We start from the raw sequence: 19,056 nt of genomic DNA, 5'->3' as shown, positions 1-19,056 counted from the left end.
TTAATTTCAATCATTAAGGACAAACACTATCATGCTAAAAACTTACCTTAAGTACGCACATCGTTTTCTGTTTATTGTGCTTGCAAGTATCTCCATGCAAGCTCACGCTTCGGATCGCCTTATTCCTGAGCGTATTGAGTCGTTTGAAATTAATGGTCTTTCGCTTAACTCCTCAGTCGAAGATTTCAAGGAGCTCACAAAGAATGACTTTAAATGCAGAGTTAAGGATCGTTTAGAGGTCAATTATTGGACTTGTCGTTCTAACCAGAAACAAAAAAACAAGATAAAGCTAATAGTGGGCATTGATAACAATAAAATCGTATCAATTAACTTCTCCAGCCAAAGCACCACAAATTCATTTGCTCAGTTAAGAAGTGACATCGCGGAATTGAATCAGGTATTACTCGAAGAAGGTGTCGCTCAAACAGAGAAAAATATGAACGACGAGAACATATTTTTTTATAAAAACGATGAGTCGCCTGTCACGTCTATGACAGAAATGTTTCTTAAGACTACGCTTGAGTGTTCAATGGAAAAACCAAGTATCTATGGCTTGGAAGTCACAATAATGACAGTTGGCCAGCTTGATAACGTCGGCGTGACGATGTACAAAAAACACTGCTAACAAAACCAAGTTGGCCGCCCCTTTAGCTAGTACTGTATTTCCTGTTATCAATCTGTCTATATGAGAGGGTTTCCAATGAATTCAGCATCATTTAGTCAAATCGTCAAAACCATACTGACACTGTTGTTCATAGCCACAAATCTCGTTCCAATCGCCTCTGCGCGACAGAACTTACCTGAGTTAACAGCGGAACTGAAACAGAAGGCTATGGAGTGTCGTGCTGCACGCAGCGACTGTTTAAGAGCTTGTAATTTTCCATCGCGGGAGCTTGAGCGTGGCAGGGTGGTAGCGGATGCCGATATTCAAGCCTGCCGGGATGCCCATGCCAAGCTCGTACCTCAAACAACATCTGAACCAACATGGACGCCTGAATATGCTTCGATTCCGGATGTGGTTGGCGTCTTACGCTTTGGATCCTCGGTTAATGCAAAAGGGCGTGATGACTGGAAGCGTTACTGCCGGTCAGCCGCTATAGTCGGTGACGGTGCGCCGTTGGATATACCTAAAGGCGCCACCGTGAAGGTGTCAGGGATTCGCTATGTGACCAATCCTATTAATACCTTTGACTGGAGCAAGAACGCCTGCCGTGCAGATAGTGTTGAGGTTCTCACGCCCCCCTAATTATTGTGGAGCTTGGTACAACGGTGATGAGACATAATCAGTTGAATAGTTGCCTTTGCCAGAAGCTAGATGAGCAAGATGACCGTAGGGATTGAAGGATATGAGAGACATATCTCTCGCTTTATTGAAACCAGCCAAGCTTTGGATTTTCAAATCGTATGCAGAGATTTTGTTGAGTATTTACCCCCTGAAAAAAGTCATGTGCTGGATGTGGGGGCTGGCGCTGGCCAAAATGCAGCAGCATTAGATGAGCTAGGGTTTTATGTTACAGCCATAGAACCTATGCAGGAGTTCAGAATTGCCGCCCAGAATTTTTACAAAGCGTCATCTGTAAAATGGTTGGCTGGTAGCCTCCCTCATTTATCAATTCTGGATTCAGCGGATGCTCATAAATTTGAATTCGTTTTAATAGAAGGCGTTTGGCATCACCTAAACGACAAGGAAAGAGAGCAAGCCGCTGCCAGAATTTCTAGCATCGTAAAGCGAAACGGGAAATGCGCTATCTCATTGAGAAACGGTCCTGCCGGGATGGGAACACGTATGTTTCCTACTGATCCCATGCAGACTAGCGAGCTATTTAAAAAATACGGTTTTGATTGTATTTTTATGGCAAAAAATCAAGATAGCATTCTACCTAATAAAGAGAATGTAAAATGGTCACGCATCGTTTTACAAAAGCAGTAGATAGATGCCTAACGAGTGAGTGTTATTGACTCCCTCGACTGAGACCTTCTCTACGCTTTTATTAACTCTCAAATGCAGGCGTGACGATATTAATCTCCTGACCCTAACTATTCTGTATTAGAGAGATGGTTTGTCTTTAAACCGATCCCCCCAATAACTTTACCACTACGGTGGCGTCGGTGGTTGAGGCATAATTGGTGCCTTTTCGGCATCTTTCTGTTTTTTATCATCTGGATCGTCTGGTTGATATGTTCCTTCTGAGGGCTTTGGTGCCTCAGGCGTTTCTTCTGCTTCTTTTTCTTCTTCATCTGAGAGCTTCATCGATGTAGCGATAATACTTGAAAAGTTTGTTGTGTTTTCTGTGTTTATTTTTTGTAGTGTCATTGTATTTTTCCTTGAACTTGAATTAGTTAAAGAAGACTTCTCGCTATTACAAGAGTGAAACGACTTATTTGATAACTCTGAGTTGAGTAGAGTGATAATCACTAATGAATTATATTGCGGTAGACATACATTATTGTTGAAGAATTTTCTTTACCGCCGATGTCATTTTCACCCTAGCAAAATAGGACGCCTAACACAATTAACTGGGTTTACTATCAATAGATGCATCCTTGATTCAGAGTGAGATAAAACAGTGTGATTGAATCTGTGGCATCTGTTTACATACGGGTATAAGATGAACTTACCCAAATAAAATGCTGGGGGGGGTGAATGTGAAACGTAAAACATGCGTTTGTACTATTAAAGCTGTGTAGGTCGTCAGATGTGCCAGAGCAAATCTGACCAACCAGTTTACGTTGAAAGCGTTTTAGAACAGAAACTTAAACTGCTTTTTACGGCGAGCATTTTTTCTATCGCCATCAATGCCTCGCTAGGTTTGATACTGATTATTGTTCAACTCCCGGTGACGTCACTTTCGACCTCCTTGAGCTGGTACGGGGTGTTGGTGATTGTTTTGATCTCAAGATGTATTTTGTTGGTGTGCTGGCATAGAGATCATAACAAAGCAGAACTTAATCAGACTAGATGGCTACAGTACTTTCGTTTCAGTGTTTTGATGTCGGGCACCATCTGGGGAATAGGTGGCGTCATCCTGATGCCTCATGACAATATTGCCTATCAGGCATTTTTGTCATTTACCATTGGCGGGATAGCTTCGGGTGGTATGGCTTCACTCTCGGTGGACCGAAGATCGGTCGTGGCTTTTGTTCTTCCCACCATGGTTCCACATATTCTGATACTTTTTCTGCAAGGAGAACCGATAACATATGGTATGAGCGCCATGCTGGTGCTGTTTGTATTGTTTGTTTTTCTGGCGGCTAAAAAATCAGGCGAAACCTTCCTGGAAAATGCAAAGCTACGTATCAAAGCATTAGAAAGCGAATCACGTTTGCGAATGATGTTGGACTTTAGCCCCACTGCGGCATCCATTATTGATATCGACACACAAGAAGTGGTCTTTGCGAATAAAAGTTATGCCTCTTTAATCGAAAAGAAACATCAGGAAGCCATAGGCGTCACGCTTCGACGTTATTACGCGAATAAAGTTGAATATGATGATACGGTGAAGTTAATTGAGCATGGCCAGCATGTGAATAACCAGTTAGTTGAACTCTACTTCCCTGATAGCCAGCAATCAACGAAATGGGTTATCGCCTCCTATCTTCAAATTGAATATCACAGCAAACAAATGATTTTGGCATGGTTTTTCGATATTACAGATAGAAAAGTCATGGAAGAACACGCTCAGCATCTTGCTCATCACGATGCACTGACCGGGTTGCCAAATCGAATCTTGTTCAGAGAACGGCTGCATTTGGCGATGACAATGGCAGAACGGGATAAATACGCATTAGCCTTAATGTTTATCGATTTGGATGAATTCAAACCGATTAACGATACCTACGGACACGATGTGGGGGATGCGGTGTTGATTCAGTGTGCCGAACGAATCCGTGCTTGTCTCCGTAAACCGGATTCAGTCGCCAGACTGGGTGGTGATGAGTTTGTCGTGTTGCTGCATAAAGTCACTGATGAGCAGGCCGCCTTGCAAGTCGGCGAGAAAGTACTGGATTCTTTGCAAAGCCCCATGACATTTGAGGATTTAACTGTCAGCGTCGGAGCCAGTATTGGTGTGGCGCTCTATCCGGTGCATAGTACTGAAGAGGATGGACTATTAAATTGTGCTGACTTTGCTATGTACGATGCTAAAAGAAGTGGTCGCAACAGGGTGAGATTGTTTCAGAATGAGTATAACTAGCTTGTTGATAAGTTCGTTTATCAGCATAAAATTCAATCACTGGAATGCCATCGAGTTTTAGTGAGAGTTCAGACAATTAATGGGAATGCTTCTTAATAAATGAACTGACATACCACCAATAACCAAGCAAAAAAAAGCCCCCAAAAAATTTTTGGAGGCTTAAATGCTTGTTTTTTCTAGACTAGAAAGTTAACTAATCTTAATTACGCTATTTTTGCAGTTTTACGGCGTAATCCCATAAAACCAAGTAATGCTGGAGCAAATAAGAAGGCTGCCGCTGGAACTGGAACAGCACTAACTGATACAGCATCTAAGCTACCACCAAATGAGTCATCAAGACCATTGGCTGCGAAAGTCAAAATATCATTACCCACAGCATCGACTAAGAACGTGTAAACAACCCAGTCATGTTGAGCGCCACCGATAGCAGTAACGGTGTCAACCATCACACCATTCCAGAATATAGAAATAGCATTTGTATCAGCTGATTGGCTGATGCGACCAGAATAAGCAAATGATAACTCATAAGATGAGCCAGCCGTTGTTGCTAAAGTTTGTGTGATGCTGCTGTTGTGAGTCGTATCTAGCTCAACAAATTGATCACCATCAAAGGCTGTGCCTGCTGCGTTATCACGCACTTCTACACCGTCCTCACCTGCTTCCCAGTTGGTTAAATCACCATCATAAAGAATGGTCCATGAACCAGATTGAATATCAGGGTTTTCGAATGAGCCGTTTGATACTAAATTGACACCTGCAGCATGTGCTTGTGCAGATACCCCCAAAATAATTGCTAGACCAGCTAGTATTTTTTTCATTGCTATTTCCATAAAGTCATGCAACCCAGCCATCTTTCCAGAGGGGAAGACCTGTAGCTTTCCGTCCTTGGCTCACACCAAGTTTGGCTCTATTAAAAATAATGAAGCAACTGTAGTTTATGTTTTTGGAATTAAAATAAAAATTGTACTTTAGTACAGTATTGAGAGGAGAGAGTGGTTTTGAAGTAATTGTCCTGATTAGTGAATTTAAAGGCTTTTATTATTGAATCTGTCTAAATCTCATATCAGACGACGGTGAGTTGATAGCTGTTTTTATGTGCATCTAATCTCACATAATATTTTCCAACGCACTCCCTCACTAACAGGCATAATTTGCAGAACAATTTCATTTACCTGCGTAGGATTCTGCTTTGTTAAGTTATCGTCATTCATTCCATGCGGGTAATTTTGCTGATGTGCTGAAACATATCGTGTTGATCGAACTGCTTCAGCATATGGTGAAAAAAGAAAAAGCTTTTAGTTATATTGATACCCATTCCGGGGCGGGATTGTATCATTTACGTTCGGACCACGCTGAAAAAAATCAGGAATATCAAAAGGGTATTACAAAGATTGTTGGCTTAGATTGGCCCGAGCTACTGTCATATCAGACAGCAGTGAAAGCGGTGAATGCTGGCAATGAGCTGACGTTTTACCCTGGCTCACCACTGTTGGCAACACAGTATTTACGGTCTCAGGACCAAGCGTGGTGTTTTGAGATGCACCCAGAAGATAGTGTGTTTCTGGCAAATAATCTGCGCCCATTTAAGCAGGCACGTGTCAGAAGAGAAGATGGTCTGAAAGGTTTGCTGAGTTTGTTACCCCCAGATTCACGCAGAGCCTTAGTGTTGATTGACCCATCTTACGAGATCAAGTCCGATTATGATGACGTTTTTCAGACCGTGGTGAAAGCCCATAAAAAGTTTGCTACAGGAATGTATGCAATCTGGTATCCGGTGGTCGACAGAGCGCGTATTAACCGACTCGATAAACAGTTGATAAGCAGCGGCATCACGCATATACAACGCTATGAATTGGGGGTAGATGCCGATTCCTCCACACGCGGTATGACGTCATCGGGTATGTTTGTCATCAACCCACCCTGGCAGTTAATGGATACCATGACAGCATTACTACCCAAGTTAGTGAAAACGTTGGGCGAAAACGCCGGAGCGTTTTATCGTGCTGATATGCTGGTGGCGCAGTAGAAAAGACGTTCTTCATCAGTGCTTCAATTATGGTGATATATCGGATTTCGGCAAAGATCATAGCGCACGGTTTCTTTCGGTTCTGTCTTCAACTATTCTAGGGATAACAATTATTTAGCATGATCATGCGGATCATCGGTGGGATGGCTGACAAATTTTCAGTAATCAGCATCTCTGAAACAAAAAGTTTACGGAGTAATAACAGTGCAGAAAGTAGCCATTTTGCAGCATGCAGAGGGTGAATGGATTGGCTCGATGCAGGGTTGGTTTGCTGATAAAGCGTTTGAGTTGCATACATATCGCCTGGATTTTAATGAAGCATTACCGACCATTGATACCTTTGATTGGTTATTAATCATGGGTGGTCCGATGAGTGTGAATGATGAAGACACTTATCCATGGTTAGCTGCTGAGAAAAAGCTGATTAAAGAAGCGATTGAAGCTGGTAAAAAAGTGTTGGGCATTTGTCTGGGGGGGCAACTGATTGCCTGCGCAATGGGGGCGAAAGTGTACCAGAATGAACAGCAGGAAATTGGCTGGCATACGGTCACAAAGACCGATGATACTGCTACCTGGATGCCGGACTCGTTTAAACCATTAAGCTGGCATGGTGAGTGTTTTGAACTGCCTGTGAATGCGTTTCCCTTCGCCAGTAGCCTGATTACCCCTTATCAAGGCTTTCATTTAGGCAAATACGTGTGGGCATTACAGTTTCATTTAGAGGCAGAGCACGGTACGGTCGATGCGTTTTATGCTATCGAGAAGTCCTTGCCTGAAGGCGAATATGTGCAGAGTGAAGCGGAGTTATTTGATGACACGCCGTACCTGCAACAAAGCCGTGAAGCGATTTTTGCGTTATTACATCAGATGAATGATTAAACAAATGGTCTAGTGACGCCTTGCGTGACTAGACTGTTTCTACGACTTCAAACGTCATTCCCGCATGGATTTCACCATCACTCAGCACGTCGGCTCGTAAGCCACTTTTATGCACAAAGGCTCTCACCACGTCTTTTTTAGCTATCGAGTCATTACTTAATAACTTGCCAAGCGTAGCGCAGGGCTCACACAGCTCAACACCCTTAAAACGCACACCGCCAATCAGAAACTCTTTGCCGACAAGATCATTCAATCGGATGCCTTGGGTGATGACATTTCGTCGAGTATCGGCCAGTTGAATACGTTGCTGGTAGTTATTATTAAAAGCTTCGATTTCTTCCATTTCAATAAAGGTAATATTCTGCCCCGGCCACTGAGCACGATCAAAGTTACGGTCACCGACGATGCCTTTCCCTGTAATCAACTCAATTTTATCGACCTGAACCTGTTTTCCAAGATTGTGTTCAGCAATATAGATGGTATGAATCATTGTCATGTCCTCAATAAAAAAAGGAGTGAACACCTAAGGTATCCACTCCAAGGAACAGATCGTTTAAAAACACTCAGTTATAGTTTCAGCACAAAGTGTTTGGTTATCGGTTCGATGATTTCCCAAGTGCCGACAAAGGTGTTTTCAAACACCATGGATTCGCCAGCACTTAGAGTAAGAGGTTCACCACCTTCAGCCGTGACAATCGCTTTACCGGCCATGATGTGGACAAACTCCCAACCGCCATAGGTCGCATGGTAGGTGCCTTGAGTCGCTTCCCAACGACCTGACAGTATGCTGCCATCTTCGCTTTTGTATTCAATCCAGGTCTTCATGGTCGGCTTGCCCGTCTGTTTCACCCAGCCATCCAGATCCGACTCGATCGGCTCAACGGTTTTATCAATAATCTTGGTGACGCTTGTCATGATGTTCTCCAGTCCATATAGGTTGTTTAGGCTTCTTTCGCCACAGGAATTTCGCTCTTATCAGAGAGATAGGCTTCCAGTGAGTCATCCAGTGCATCTATCCAGGGAGTATGATGTTTAGGTGACATGGTGCCTGTCATCAGTGAACGGTAGGAGTGATCACGGAAGGTCATAATGTTTTCTTTTTTATGATGTTTCCATTCAAGGAAGGTTTGGTTGACTGCCGGAATATCGAATGACGGATAGTCGGTCATGTCAATCAGTTCCTGAATGTAATCACCTTGATAGGTATACATTTCTTCAGCGGTTTCCAGCGTCAGTTCTTTTTCACGCCAGGCCATACTATCGGCTTTCATCTCTTCTTTTGATGGTAATGGGATACGTCCCATAATCACATCACGAGCATACCAGGCTTGAGCATCAAACATATTGAAGCTATACCATTGATCCTGCATACCAATGTAGAAGAATTTTGGATTGTCTTCCCACACCACGCCTTTGTATAGGTCGAGCGGCCATAAGCGGTTATTGGTCACCAGTCGCAGATCATCATTGAGGAATGGGAAGTGGTGAATGTAGCCCGTGCATAAAATAATGGCATCGACTTTTTCAGAGGAGCCATCAGCAAAATAGGCTTTTTCCGTATCAACACGAACCAGATTGGCTCTTTCATCCCAGTTTTCTGGCCATTTATAGCCCATGGGTGCGGTGCGATAGCAGCTGATCAGTTTTTTTGCACCATATTTATAACATTGCGAACCGATATCTTCGGCGGAGTAACTGCTGCCCACCAGTAAGACGATTTTATCTTTAAATTCCAGTGCGTCTCGGAAGTCATGGGCATGCAGAATGCGACCACCAAATTTGTCGAAGCCTTCAAATTCAGGCACATAGGGTGTGGAGAAGTGGCCGGTACAACAGACCACATAATCAAACTCTTCTGAGTAAATCGTGTCAGTGCTATGGTCCTGCACAGTGACGGTAAACGTCTGAGTGCCTTCGTTGAATTCAACATGACGAACAGCGGTATTAAAACGGATATATTTTCTAACGCCGGCTTTTTCAACACGTCCTTTGATGTAGTCCCACAACACTTCACGTGGCGGGTATGAGGCAATCGGTTTGCCAAAGTGCTCGTCGAATGTGTAATCAGCAAATTCTAAACATTCTTTCGGGCCGTTTGACCATAAGTAACGATACATACTGCTATGAACTGGTTCGCCATTTTCATCTAAACCAGTGCGCCAGGTGTAATTCCACTGGCCGCCCCAATCCGCTTGTTTTTCAAAACAAACGAGTTCAGGAATATCTGCACCTTTTTCCTGTGCGGACTGGAATGCTCGTAGTTGTGCCATACCACTTGGGCCTGCACCAAGTATCGCAATGCGAGTTGCCATAGGGGTTCTCCATCAGTGTTATTTAGTCAATCATGCTGCGAAAGTCGACAGCGCTTACCGACCAAAATAGCTCGCTTTGCTAGCGGGAGAAATCCTCTTGAGTGGGTATCCCAAAAGGGTAAAAAAGGGGGTAGATTAGCTTAGAAAACATCATCTTAATCAACTGTTACGACTCTGTGGTTAACAGCAGAATGCCCTCCACACCAAGCACCATGCCACTTTCCGAATAGAGACCACGGCCTTTATCCTGCACACTGACTTCTGTGCCGTCTGCTTTGGTTAAACGGTAGTGAATATCAAAAGATGAGAATGTTTCCAATGCCTGCTGTACTTCCTCCCAGACACGGGTGGCGTCATCGGGATGAATAATCGAACCAAGTGAGACTTGCGATTGATTCAGCATGCTCTCGGCAGTGTAACCGGTGATGAGTTCACAGCCTTCACTCACATATTCCATACTCCAGCTGGCATTGTTTCTGGAGCGATACAACATGGCCGGCAGACGATCGACTAGGCTTTGTAAGCTCCGGTGACTGGCATGACGCACTTCTTCATTTCGTACTTGTGGTGTGATGTCACACAAGGTGGCTGAAAGAGGATAGAGCTGGTCTTTATTGACAGATTGAATACGCATTTCACACCAACGTAACTCACCACTCGCACTAATTAAGCGAAACCAGACTGTTTCATGCTGGTTAGGTGTGATTTTATTGAGTAGCTGTGACCAGCTAGGGAGCTCTTCTGGATGTAGAAAATCAGAAAACAAACGGCCAAGCGTTTGTTCAACGGGAATGCCGGTGATGGTTTCCCAGTACTGATTAATGAATTGCACCTGATGCTGTTTGTCGAGTAACAACACCACATCATTCAAACTATTAAACAGCTTCAGTAATTGCGCTTCTTCCGCTTGCGTTTGTGGCTGACGGCGGGGCCATTTCAACAAGGTCATTTTTACATTTCCTTGTCCAGTAGCTCTGCGGAGAGGTTGCGGTGAGCCCACGCTGCCAGTTCAAGTCGGGAGTGCAGGTTTATTTTACGCAACAGACTTTTTACATAGACTTTAACCGTGCCATCACTAATACCCAGTTCACGGGCAATCAGTTTGTTATTTAGCCCTTTAGCTATAAAAAATAGCGTTTCACGTTCACGCTCAGTGAGGTGAGACAATATAGAACTGGAGGGTGTGTCCTCATCTTCCTTATTTTCACGCAGATGGCTGGCGAGAGAGGTAATAGCACCGGCATTCATGGCGACATTCCCATGTAAAACCGACAGTAATTGCGACAAAATCTCATCAGGTGGTGTGTCTTTTTGCAGGTAACCATTAGCACCGTAGCGTAGAGCTTCGAGTAATTTATCCTGTTCATTACAGGCGGTGATAATGATGATTTTTAATTTATCGTCATGTTCACGCAGTTGTCTCAATACATCCAGACCCGACTTGCCGGGCATCTGCATGTCCAATAGTAGGATATCCGGGTAAGTATTCTCTATATTGTCGAGTAAGGCTTCAGCATTATCGTATTCAGCAATAACGGTCATTTCTTCACTGTCGTTGAGCAGTTCAACCACGCCACGACGAAATAAGGGGTGATCATCGACAACCACCACAGTAATTGGGGTATCACTCATTCATTCGCCTCCAGATCCAGGCTGAGATCAACCCGGGTGCCGCCTTCGGGACGGTTATTAATCTCTAAGCTGGCACCGATACGATCAGCCCGTTCTTTCATAATCTGCAAACCAAAACTATCACTTCGGGCGGCCTCTGGGTTAATGCCCGTTCCGTTATCTTCAATTTGAATATGTATGAGCGAGCTGGTTTTCAGGAGGAGTACCACACGTGCACGTGTGGCATGAGAGTGACGGACGATATTACTGAGGCTTTCACGAACGATATACAGCATTTGCATCGACTGCTGCGGTGACAACATATTTAGAGGCAGACGATTGTCCAGTTCGAATACGATAGCCGATTGATGTTCAAACTCTTTTATAGAATTAATCACACCCTGTGAAAGATTCTCACTTTGCATGGTCAGACGTGAGGAGGTAATCAGTTCGCGTGTTTGATGATAAGCGCATTGTGTATAGGAGGCTAAATCTTCTGTAATCGGTTTCAGTGAACTGAACTCATCCTGCTGACAGAGTTTATCCAGTTTCAGGCTTTTTAGACGTAAGTATCCTAATACCTGTGCCAGTGAGTCATGGAGTTCAGCCGCATACATCGCACGCTCGGATTCCAGGGCCTTTTTTAATTTGCTTTCCTTGTGATACCAGGCTTGTAAGCCTTTATATAAGGTGTTTTCAATGCTGGCGGTTTTCCACTTTAATTGTTTAGTACTCGGCACCGTGTCACGAAATAAAAATAAGGACCAGACGGTCAGATTGTCGTGCTCGAATAAACGGTTGGGGGCGACAGTCAGGCCATCTACTTCCATCATGTCACTGGTATCGGGTGCCTTACCGACAGTGAATAAGTGATGTAATGACTGCATCAGTTTTGCTGGTGGCGCTTGCTCCAGACCATGATGCATAAAGGTTTCAGAAGTAGACGGGTTACTGAACAAAATCAACAGCTCTGCTTGCTGTTTATGCGGAAATAGATCCTCCATCAGGGATTGGAGTGATTTTAGTACAACGGGCAGGGTTTCACTGATATGTTCAGCGGTGGCGAGTTTAAAGGCTAAGTCATTGAAGTCTAGAGAGGGTAATTCCTTATTTTTGGTGACAGCGCGTACTGTTTCACCAAACCAAGTCTGCCCATCTATCCAGCTTTTGAGTTTGATATTGATCATCTGTATTACCTTCGCAACGTCCACACCAGAAATGGAGTGGTCTGTCTTACGTTTGTTTTGTTCTGTAACAGCAGATTTTGTGCCATTTCACTGAGTATTTGCCGGGTTATAACTAATGGGATACTCCATCAGGAGGATTGAATTATGTTTACTGAAGGTAAATATTGTTAAACCTAGAGAAATTTATTTTTTTGTCAGACAGGCAGAACAATATTGTGCACTTTTCTGGTTCAGAGCCTGTTGAGCTTGCACCAGAGATGAACAAAAATCACGCCGGCTTATCGCTGGAAGACAAGGTAAAACATGTTAGAAATGATCGAAGAAGAATGGGATGAAGAACGGTTTCTTAATCTGCAATCGCCGATAGATAGCCAACAATTTCGAGTTGAGGGACAGCAAGCGATCCGCTTGTCGCTACATGTGGGGGATGTGCTTGAAATCAACAGTGTCGATGGTGAACAGCCCGGCGAGTTAATTGTGTTGGATAAGCAAGGACAAGTGGCGCCTCAGTTATTAGATACCCGCTCGCCAGTCAATGCAGAACATATTCAAAGGCAGTTGCAGCAGGAAGATCTGGCTGCGAAGGCCTTAGCTCAACAGTTCGAAAGCTGGCAGATTCATCCTGAGCAGTATCAGACGGTATTACGTGTTGAAGGTCATGAGTCTCCAAGCTTTGTTGCCTATGCTGACTTAACGGTCGTCATTGTCGCAGCTGGGGCAAGTATGTCTATCGAAGAACATACACCACCGACTGAATTACAGGTAGTGGTGAAATATGCGGATCCGTTGGCCGAAGTGCTACCTGAGCCACTAGCTGAGATCAAAAAAGAGATACGCATTCCTCGTGCATCTGCTCGCACCTATGAAGTAAAAAAGGGCGAATGGATTCAGATTATCGATGTTTCTGGCAAGCAATGTTCTGACTTTATCGCATTTGATAAGCATGCCTTAGAGAATGGTGAAGAGGTCGGATTAGACGCCACCGCGACGCGAACCGTTATAGGCTTGAGTAATCCTGTACCTGGTCTGCATTCCCGTTTTCTGGGACCGGACATGATGTCGATGGTCGAAGTCGTACAAGACACCGTTGGTCGTCATGATAGTTTCTTGTTCGCCTGCACAGCCAAATATTACGAAGACAGTGGTTATTTTGGTCACATCAGTTGTACTGAAAACTTCAATAACGTACTCAAGCCATATGGCATCAAGCCTCGTGCTGGATGGCCAGCGATTAATCTATTTTTTAATACTGGTATTGAACCTTGCGGCACGGTGTTTATGGATGAGCCCTGGTCTCGTCCTGGTGATTATGTACTGATGAGGGCAGATAAAGATCTGGTTTGTGCCTCATCAGCTTGTCCTGATGATATTGATCCGGCAAATGGCTGGATTCCGACAGATATTCACGTCCGCATTTATGGGGAAGAACACTCTTTCCCTCGTTCTATTGCCCATCGAATTACTGCTGAGGAGCATCCTCGTATGACCAAAACATCTGGCTTTCATAGCCGTACATCTGCCTTAACCAAGAAATTTATTGAATATGCCGGCTATTGGGTCGCAGCTGAGTATGAAGGTTGGGGTGCCAACGCAGAATATCTGGCGTGCCGTGAACGCGTTGCCGTACTGGATTTAACCCCCCTTCGTAAAATCGATATTACTGGTCCTGATGCAGTGGCCTTTTTGCAGTATGTGCTGACACAAAATGTACGACGTATGGCGGTGGGTGAAATTGCTCACTCAGCGATTTGTCTGGAAACGGGCGGCATGATTGATGACGGTACCATTTTCCGTATGGCTGATCAGGCTTATCGCTGGTTCTGTGGTGATAGTTACACCATGGTCTGGATGGCTGAAAAAGCCAAAGAAAAAGGCTTTAAAGTCAGCATTCGTAACGCAACGGAGCAGATTCATAACCTCGCTGTACAGGGGCCAGATAGTCGCGAATTACTCAGCCAGATTATCTGGACATCAGAAAGTCAGACCTCAGTAGAAAAACTGAAGTGGTTTCACTTCACCATTGGGCGTTTAGGTGGGCCTGATGGTGTGCCCGTGATGGTGTCTAGAACCGGTTATACCGGTGAGTTAGGTTATGAAGTCTGGTGTCATCCGGATGCGGCTGAATCTTTATGGGATGCAGTGTGGCAAGCAGGGCAACCCTTTAATATCGCCCCGATGGGCTTTGATGCACTGGATATGTTACGTATTGAAGCGGGTCTGAGCATGGCGGAATATGAGTTTGGCCCAGATGTCACTCCATTTGAGGCGGGAACCGGATTCAGTGTGCCATTAAGTACAAAAGAAGAGGATTTTGTCGGCCGTGAAGCATTGGCTCGGGAGAACCCAGAAAGCCGACACAAATTAGTTGGCCTGATTCTTGATGGTGGAGATCCTGCAGCTCATGGTGATTTGGTGTATCAAGGTCGATTTCCAGTAGGCATTGTGACGAGTGCCATTATGTCGCCTTTGTTAGGTAAACAAATTGCGATGATTCGTGTTGCCCCGGAGTTTGCAAAACAAGACACACGGCTGGAAGTAGGTAAGCTGGATGGTATTCAGAAACGTTTGGGAGGTCTGGTCACAAAACTGCCTTTTTATGACCCAAAACGTGCTCGGCTGCTTTCCTAGGTTCAGCCTTTATAACTGTTTATAAAAGGAAACGTTGTATGGGGTGGAAGCTGTTTAATACTGGGCGTTTACAGTATGTTTCTGAGTCAATTTTATCGGTTGTTGATAAGTCGATCGAATCGCCGTTTAAACGTGTGCCAGTGTGGATGCATAGTTATTTGCGAGCCCCGATAGATCGTATTGGCGACTATCTGTCCTCTTTGCAAAAGGCCCATCAGGCTGAAGTAGAGCAGTTGAACCATAACCACCAACAGCGTTTGATAGAACAGCGGCAAACGTTTGAGCACGAACTGGACGCGCTCCGACAACAATCAGATTCATTGAATCAAACCTTGTCTTCTTTGTATTCAGAAATGGATCATTTGCAAAGTGAAAACCGACGCTTATCAGGTGAGGTGGATAATAATAACTTAGCTAAGTCAGCGTTGACTGAGGGTGTTTGGATGTTAACGCTGGTAAATGGTGATCCTGATGATGAGAAAAGTGTCATTACTTGGTCAGAACAATTCCGAGAGTTGTTAGGCCACAAACGTCAGGAGGATTTTCCAGATGGGTGGGATAGCTGGTTAAATGCTATTCATCCTGAAGATATGGATGCGACCCTGGAAGCGTTCACAAAACATATCAATGATAAAACGGGCAGCACCCCTTACGTTGCCGAGTATCGTTTAAAAATGGCGTCGGGTGAGTATGTCTGGTTTCGTGAGCGAGCGGCGACCATTCGTAATGAAGAGGGAGTGGCTGTGAAGTCAGCAGGAGCGATTCGCAATATCAGTCATGAGTACAGTGCTCGTGAGCTGCATACCATGGAAATGGAGCGTGCCGAAACCCGTATGACGGAAATCCTCACTGTTGCGGATGTGATCACCGAAATTACTCAGCAAACCAATTTACTGGCCTTAAATGCCGCTATTGAGGCTGCCCGTGCTGGTGAAGCCGGACGTGGATTTGCTGTCGTGGCAGATGAGGTACGTAAGCTGGTCTACCGTACCGAAGAGGCGAATGACAAAATACGGACAATGGCTCAGGCCGAACGTTAACTTATCCGAGTTTACATAACTTTACCCAGCTTAGCTGAACTATATCTTACATAATCATGACGTACTTATGAGTCCTTCACTATTGGGATGTGAATTCATAATAAAAAGGAGAAAAAAATGATTACGTTAAGAAAAAGTTTAACTGTCATGACCTTGGCCACACTATTGATCAGTGGTGCGGCATTTGCAAAACAAACCACGGTGAAAGCGGAAGGCACAAAATTTGACCCACTGATTGTGAATGTAGAGCCTGGGGATACGGTGAACTGGACCAATATGGATATCCATAATGTGCACTTTATGTTTCAGCCAGATGGGGCAAAAGATTTCAAATCTGAGATTGGCCAAAATGTCTCAAGAGAATTTAGTAAAGAAGGTATTTATGTGTACCAGTGTGATCCGCATATTGGTCTAGGTATGGGGGGCGCTGTGGTTGTCGGCCATGCCACAAACTTAGATGACTTAAAAGCGGCAAAATTACACGGTGGATTAGGCCGAATTGCACATAAAGTCATGAAAGCTGAATCGAAATAGCTTATTTCCCTTCTGATTTTCTCTCTCGTAAAAAGGCGCTCGTTTGAGCGCCTTTTTGTATTTTGAGCGTTTATATTCCTGGCTGAGTAAACTAATTCCTTTTTTTGCTGACTTACACTCACGTCATTAAACACTTAAACGGATTCGGAATTCTGATGAAAAAAATCTTCATTGGCCTCTTGGTCACCATTTTTCTCGCAACGATTAGCTTTTATTTTCTCAACAAACAGTCTGATACGGCCAAGCAGGAAAATGTGTTGTCATACATCGAGCAGCAGGGTGTGACCATCATCGATAAGTTTGACACCCCCTCTGAGCTGACTGGCTATGTGGGTACCTATAAAGACGAAGCAATGAGTATTTATGTCACCCCGGATAAACGCCATGCCGTTATCGGCGATTTAATCGATACAGAGGGTAAAAATCTGGGGGCAGATGCGATTAATCAACTGATAACCAAACCGAAAAATGAAAAGTTATGGCAACAACTCGAAGAAATGGACTGGGTGCAAGATGGGGATAAAAACGCGCCGCGAATTGTGTATACCTTTTCGGATCCGTTTTGTCCTTATTGCCATAAATTCCGTGACATGGCTGAACCTTTCATTGCTGAGGGTCAGGTTCAATTTCGTCACATCATTGTAGGGATTCTCCAGAAAAACAGCTTAGCGGTTGCGGCGACGATTATGGGATCTGACTCACCCGAACAGGCATTTCAGCAACATCGCCAATCGGTTAGACAAGGCGGTATCGCTGTTGATAATGCGAAGGCTTCAAAAGGTAATGATGCGGTGATGGCAAATAATCAGCTGCTGGAAGAGATGCATACGCATGCCACGCCGACCAGCATATATCGGGATAAGGACGGTGAGATTCATGTCGTTGAAGGTATGCCAGTGCAGCAGGAGCTTAGTCGGATTTTTGAGGAGTAAGGGCTTAAGCGAGATTGAGGAAGAAGCCATCCATGGCTGGACGTGTTAGTTGTGTCGACGTGAGATGGTAATAGACGGATTTTCGCCAAATAACTCCGTGTAGTCGTGAGTAAATTGCCCGGCATGGGTAAACCCCCAGTGCTGAGCCACCATGGCGATGGTTTCATCTTCCTGCAAACCTTGTAATAGTCGTCGCCTGACAGCGTTTAATCGGGCCATTCGAATAAACTTAACCGGGCTGATATCGAGCACATCTTCAAAACTGTATTGCAGCGTTCGCCGGCTGACATGAGCCAGATCACAGAGTTCTGTAATCGTCACGTGTTTACTCGGGTTGGCATCCAGATAGGCCGTGACTTTTTCAACCACGGCGCGACGTTTACTAAAACTGGGCTTTTCGTTGCTGGGCCCATTTTTTTGAAGCACTTCAAGCATAGCCATCATAAGATTGTCCTCTTGGATGCGTCTGCTGATATCACTTTGAGCGGGTGAAATGACGTCGTTCAAAACATGTCTTAATTGATTAAGTTTGTGTGACTCCCACACTTTAAGGGGGGAATTGAGGGCATGGCTATCAAGCTTGATGCCTTGTTTTTCTGCAACCAGCTGCAGACTGTCCTGATTCACCACTAACCCATAAATATCAAAGTCTTCCGGGGTGATGAGCTCAAATTGGGTATTGCCAGGACGAATCATCAGTTGATTCTTTTCAACCTGATGGCCGTTGATTCGGCATGACTTCTCATCGGCTGCAAACCCCATCCATATGGCATTTGGCCAAACATTACATTGCTGACGAATAGCTCGACTGGTGTGTTCACGAAAGGCATGAACATGCTCAAACATCACCTCTTCAATACGCCCGTAAAACTGACCCATACTGATTTGATCGAATTGTTGCTGCCAGGCTTTTAGGTTATGAGCTTGTACATCGGCATCATCTGCCTCCAGTACGCACCAACGCGTAGCGGTTGCGCTCTGTTTCGGTGCAAATTTTATATTTTCCTCTGTCATTTGCTCCCCTCGTTTATTTTGTTATGTCCACATTATGTGAATAAGTTGCTGAATCACAAACTAAAAAACATTTGCCAAATTTCGATAGTCACCCGGTATAAATCTCGCAAGTTCACATTAGGAAACTTTGTTTACTTAAAGGCAAAATTTATTCCAAGTATTGGGAATTAAAGCAGTTTATGACACAGACATACCGTTACCAATTAGGCACAAAGACCTATCAGTTCGCTGATTTAGCTGAACTGATGGCCAAAGCCACGCCTGCTCGTTCAGGCGATAGCTTGGCCGGTGTCATGGCTGAAACGGCGGAACAACGTGCTGTGGCTCAGTTGCTATTGGCAGAAGTGCCATTAAAAAATTTCCTAAACGAAGCACTCGTGCCTTATGAAGACGATGAAGTCACCCGACTGATTATCGATGAGCATGATGTGGATGCGTTTGAGCCCATCTCACACATGACCATCGGCGACTTTCGTAATTGGCTACTTTCGGATAAAGCCAGCAGCGACATGCTGAACCAGATACGAGCTGGAGTGACCCCAGAAATGGCGGCGGCAGTATCAAAAATTATGCGGAATCAGGATTTGATTCTGGTCGCACAAAAATGCCGTGTAGTGAGTGCATTCAGAAACACGATTGGTTTACCCAAACGATTATCAACACGTCTGCAACCGAATCATCCCACTGATGATGTGAACGG

The 19,056-nt window shown here is 44.5% G+C and carries 19 protein-coding genes, 2 pseudogenes and 1 riboswitch; of the genes and pseudogenes, 12 read left to right on the top strand and 9 right to left on the bottom strand.

All coding sequences use genetic code 11. From position 1 onward, the window contains the following. The first annotated feature begins 31 nt into the window (after nt 1-31). The 3 genes from B3014_RS11530 (at nt 32) to B3014_RS11520 (ending at nt 1,930) form a co-directional block, all read left to right on the top strand. On the top strand, nt 32-625 hold the full coding sequence (locus tag B3014_RS11530; RefSeq protein WP_289244184.1) for a hypothetical protein: 594 nt from the start codon (nt 32-34) through the stop codon (nt 623-625). Between the two features lie 75 nt (nt 626-700). Continuing rightward, nucleotides 701-1,246, top strand: a complete 546-nt coding sequence (locus B3014_RS11525; protein ID WP_289244183.1) for a hypothetical protein — start codon at nt 701-703, stop codon at nt 1,244-1,246. 69 nt (nt 1,247-1,315) lie between these two features. Beyond that, complete coding sequence (locus B3014_RS11520; RefSeq protein WP_289244182.1) at nt 1,316-1,930, top strand: methyltransferase domain-containing protein; 615 nt, start codon at nt 1,316-1,318, stop codon at nt 1,928-1,930. A gap of 165 nt (nt 1,931-2,095) precedes the next feature. Here the strand turns inward: B3014_RS11520 and B3014_RS11515 are convergent, their stop codons facing one another. Beyond that, the gene (locus B3014_RS11515; protein ID WP_289244181.1) at nt 2,096-2,314 is read right to left on the bottom strand and encodes a hypothetical protein; all 219 of its coding nucleotides are present in this window, start codon (nt 2,312-2,314) and stop codon (nt 2,096-2,098) included. Between the two features lie 382 nt (nt 2,315-2,696). Here B3014_RS11515 and B3014_RS11510 point away from each other — a divergent pair, with 382 nt between their 5' ends. Beyond that, on the top strand, nt 2,697-4,193 hold the full coding sequence (locus B3014_RS11510) for a diguanylate cyclase domain-containing protein (RefSeq protein WP_289244180.1): 1,497 nt from the start codon (nt 2,697-2,699) through the stop codon (nt 4,191-4,193). 203 nt (nt 4,194-4,396) lie between these two features. Here B3014_RS11510 and B3014_RS11505 read toward each other — a convergent pair whose 3' ends face one another. Continuing rightward, nucleotides 4,397-5,011, bottom strand: coding sequence for a DUF642 domain-containing protein (locus B3014_RS11505; RefSeq protein ID WP_289244179.1), 615 nt, complete (start codon nt 5,009-5,011; stop codon nt 4,397-4,399). Nucleotides 5,012-5,027: 16 nt separating this feature from the next. Beyond that, nucleotides 5,028-5,109, bottom strand: a riboswitch (cyclic di-GMP riboswitch). 273 nt (nt 5,110-5,382) lie between these two features. Between B3014_RS11505 and B3014_RS11500 the strand changes: the two genes are divergently transcribed. Next, nucleotides 5,383-6,219 carry a 23S rRNA (adenine(2030)-N(6))-methyltransferase RlmJ gene (locus tag B3014_RS11500; protein WP_289244178.1) on the top strand — a complete coding sequence of 279 codons (837 nt, stop codon included), beginning with the start codon at nt 5,383-5,385 and terminating at the stop codon, nt 6,217-6,219. A gap of 204 nt (nt 6,220-6,423) precedes the next feature. Continuing rightward, complete coding sequence (locus B3014_RS11495) at nt 6,424-7,098, top strand: type 1 glutamine amidotransferase (protein WP_289244177.1); 675 nt, start codon at nt 6,424-6,426, stop codon at nt 7,096-7,098. A 28-nt stretch (nt 7,099-7,126) separates the two neighbouring features. Here the strand turns inward: B3014_RS11495 and B3014_RS11490 are convergent, their stop codons facing one another. The 6 genes from B3014_RS11490 to B3014_RS11465 all read right to left on the bottom strand — a co-directional run bounded on the left by B3014_RS11490 (nt 7,127) and on the right by B3014_RS11465 (nt 12,208). Continuing rightward, entirely contained in the window at nt 7,127-7,588 is a 462-nt protein-coding gene (locus tag B3014_RS11490; RefSeq protein ID WP_289244176.1) for an MOSC domain-containing protein, read from the bottom strand. A gap of 77 nt (nt 7,589-7,665) precedes the next feature. Beyond that, the gene (locus B3014_RS11485) at nt 7,666-8,013 is read right to left on the bottom strand and encodes a cupin domain-containing protein (RefSeq protein WP_289244175.1); all 348 of its coding nucleotides are present in this window, start codon (nt 8,011-8,013) and stop codon (nt 7,666-7,668) included. 26 nt (nt 8,014-8,039) lie between these two features. Further along, a complete protein-coding gene (locus B3014_RS11480; protein WP_289244174.1) occupies nt 8,040-9,410 on the bottom strand; it encodes an NAD(P)-binding domain-containing protein in 1,371 nt (456 codons plus the stop codon). A 166-nt stretch (nt 9,411-9,576) separates the two neighbouring features. Beyond that, complete coding sequence (locus tag B3014_RS11475; protein WP_289244173.1) at nt 9,577-10,359, bottom strand: PAS domain-containing protein; 783 nt, start codon at nt 10,357-10,359, stop codon at nt 9,577-9,579. A 2-nt stretch (nt 10,360-10,361) separates the two neighbouring features. Next, nucleotides 10,362-11,042 (bottom strand): response regulator, encoded by a 681-nt coding sequence (locus B3014_RS11470; protein ID WP_289244172.1) that lies wholly within the window; start codon nt 11,040-11,042, stop codon nt 10,362-10,364. Beyond that, entirely contained in the window at nt 11,039-12,208 is a 1,170-nt protein-coding gene (locus tag B3014_RS11465) for a sensor histidine kinase (RefSeq protein ID WP_289244171.1), read from the bottom strand. The genes B3014_RS11470 and B3014_RS11465 overlap by 4 nt, the downstream gene beginning before the upstream one ends. 303 nt (nt 12,209-12,511) lie before the next feature. Here B3014_RS11465 and B3014_RS11460 point away from each other — a divergent pair, with 303 nt between their 5' ends. The 5 genes and pseudogenes from B3014_RS11460 (at nt 12,512) to dsbG (ending at nt 17,342) form a co-directional block, all read left to right on the top strand. Continuing rightward, nucleotides 12,512-14,836 carry a DUF1989 domain-containing protein gene (locus B3014_RS11460; protein WP_289244170.1) on the top strand — a complete coding sequence of 775 codons (2,325 nt, stop codon included), beginning with the start codon at nt 12,512-12,514 and terminating at the stop codon, nt 14,834-14,836. A 38-nt stretch (nt 14,837-14,874) separates the two neighbouring features. After that, nucleotides 14,875-15,621 (top strand): annotated as a pseudogene (locus B3014_RS15045) (PAS domain-containing protein); the annotation flags it as partial. Beyond that, nucleotides 15,598-15,864 (top strand): annotated as a pseudogene (locus B3014_RS11450) (methyl-accepting chemotaxis protein); the annotation flags it as partial. The pseudogenes B3014_RS15045 and B3014_RS11450, both read left to right, overlap by 24 nt. A 129-nt stretch (nt 15,865-15,993) precedes the next feature. Next, nucleotides 15,994-16,410 (top strand): plastocyanin/azurin family copper-binding protein, encoded by a 417-nt coding sequence (locus B3014_RS11445; protein WP_289244169.1) that lies wholly within the window; start codon nt 15,994-15,996, stop codon nt 16,408-16,410. A gap of 155 nt (nt 16,411-16,565) precedes the next feature. Next, nucleotides 16,566-17,342 carry a thiol:disulfide interchange protein DsbG gene (gene dsbG, locus B3014_RS11440; RefSeq protein WP_289244168.1) on the top strand — a complete coding sequence of 259 codons (777 nt, stop codon included), beginning with the start codon at nt 16,566-16,568 and terminating at the stop codon, nt 17,340-17,342. 45 nt (nt 17,343-17,387) lie between these two features. On the opposite strand, the gene B3014_RS11435 is transcribed toward dsbG, so the two are convergent. Continuing rightward, entirely contained in the window at nt 17,388-18,356 is a 969-nt protein-coding gene (locus tag B3014_RS11435; protein ID WP_289244167.1) for a helix-turn-helix domain-containing protein, read from the bottom strand. A 179-nt stretch (nt 18,357-18,535) separates the two neighbouring features. On the opposite strand from B3014_RS11435, the gene eutB reads away from it, so the two are divergent. Further along, nucleotides 18,536-19,056 (top strand): ethanolamine ammonia-lyase subunit EutB (gene eutB / locus B3014_RS11430; protein ID WP_289286991.1); only part of this gene is annotated, 521 nt, incomplete at its 3' end.

Source organism: Methylophaga sp. UBA678 (genome assembly GCF_002299105.1).
In the GTDB taxonomy this organism is placed as follows: Bacteria; Pseudomonadota; Gammaproteobacteria; order Nitrosococcales; family Methylophagaceae; genus Methylophaga; species Methylophaga marina.
This window is presented reverse-complemented; position numbering and strand designations above follow the sequence as displayed.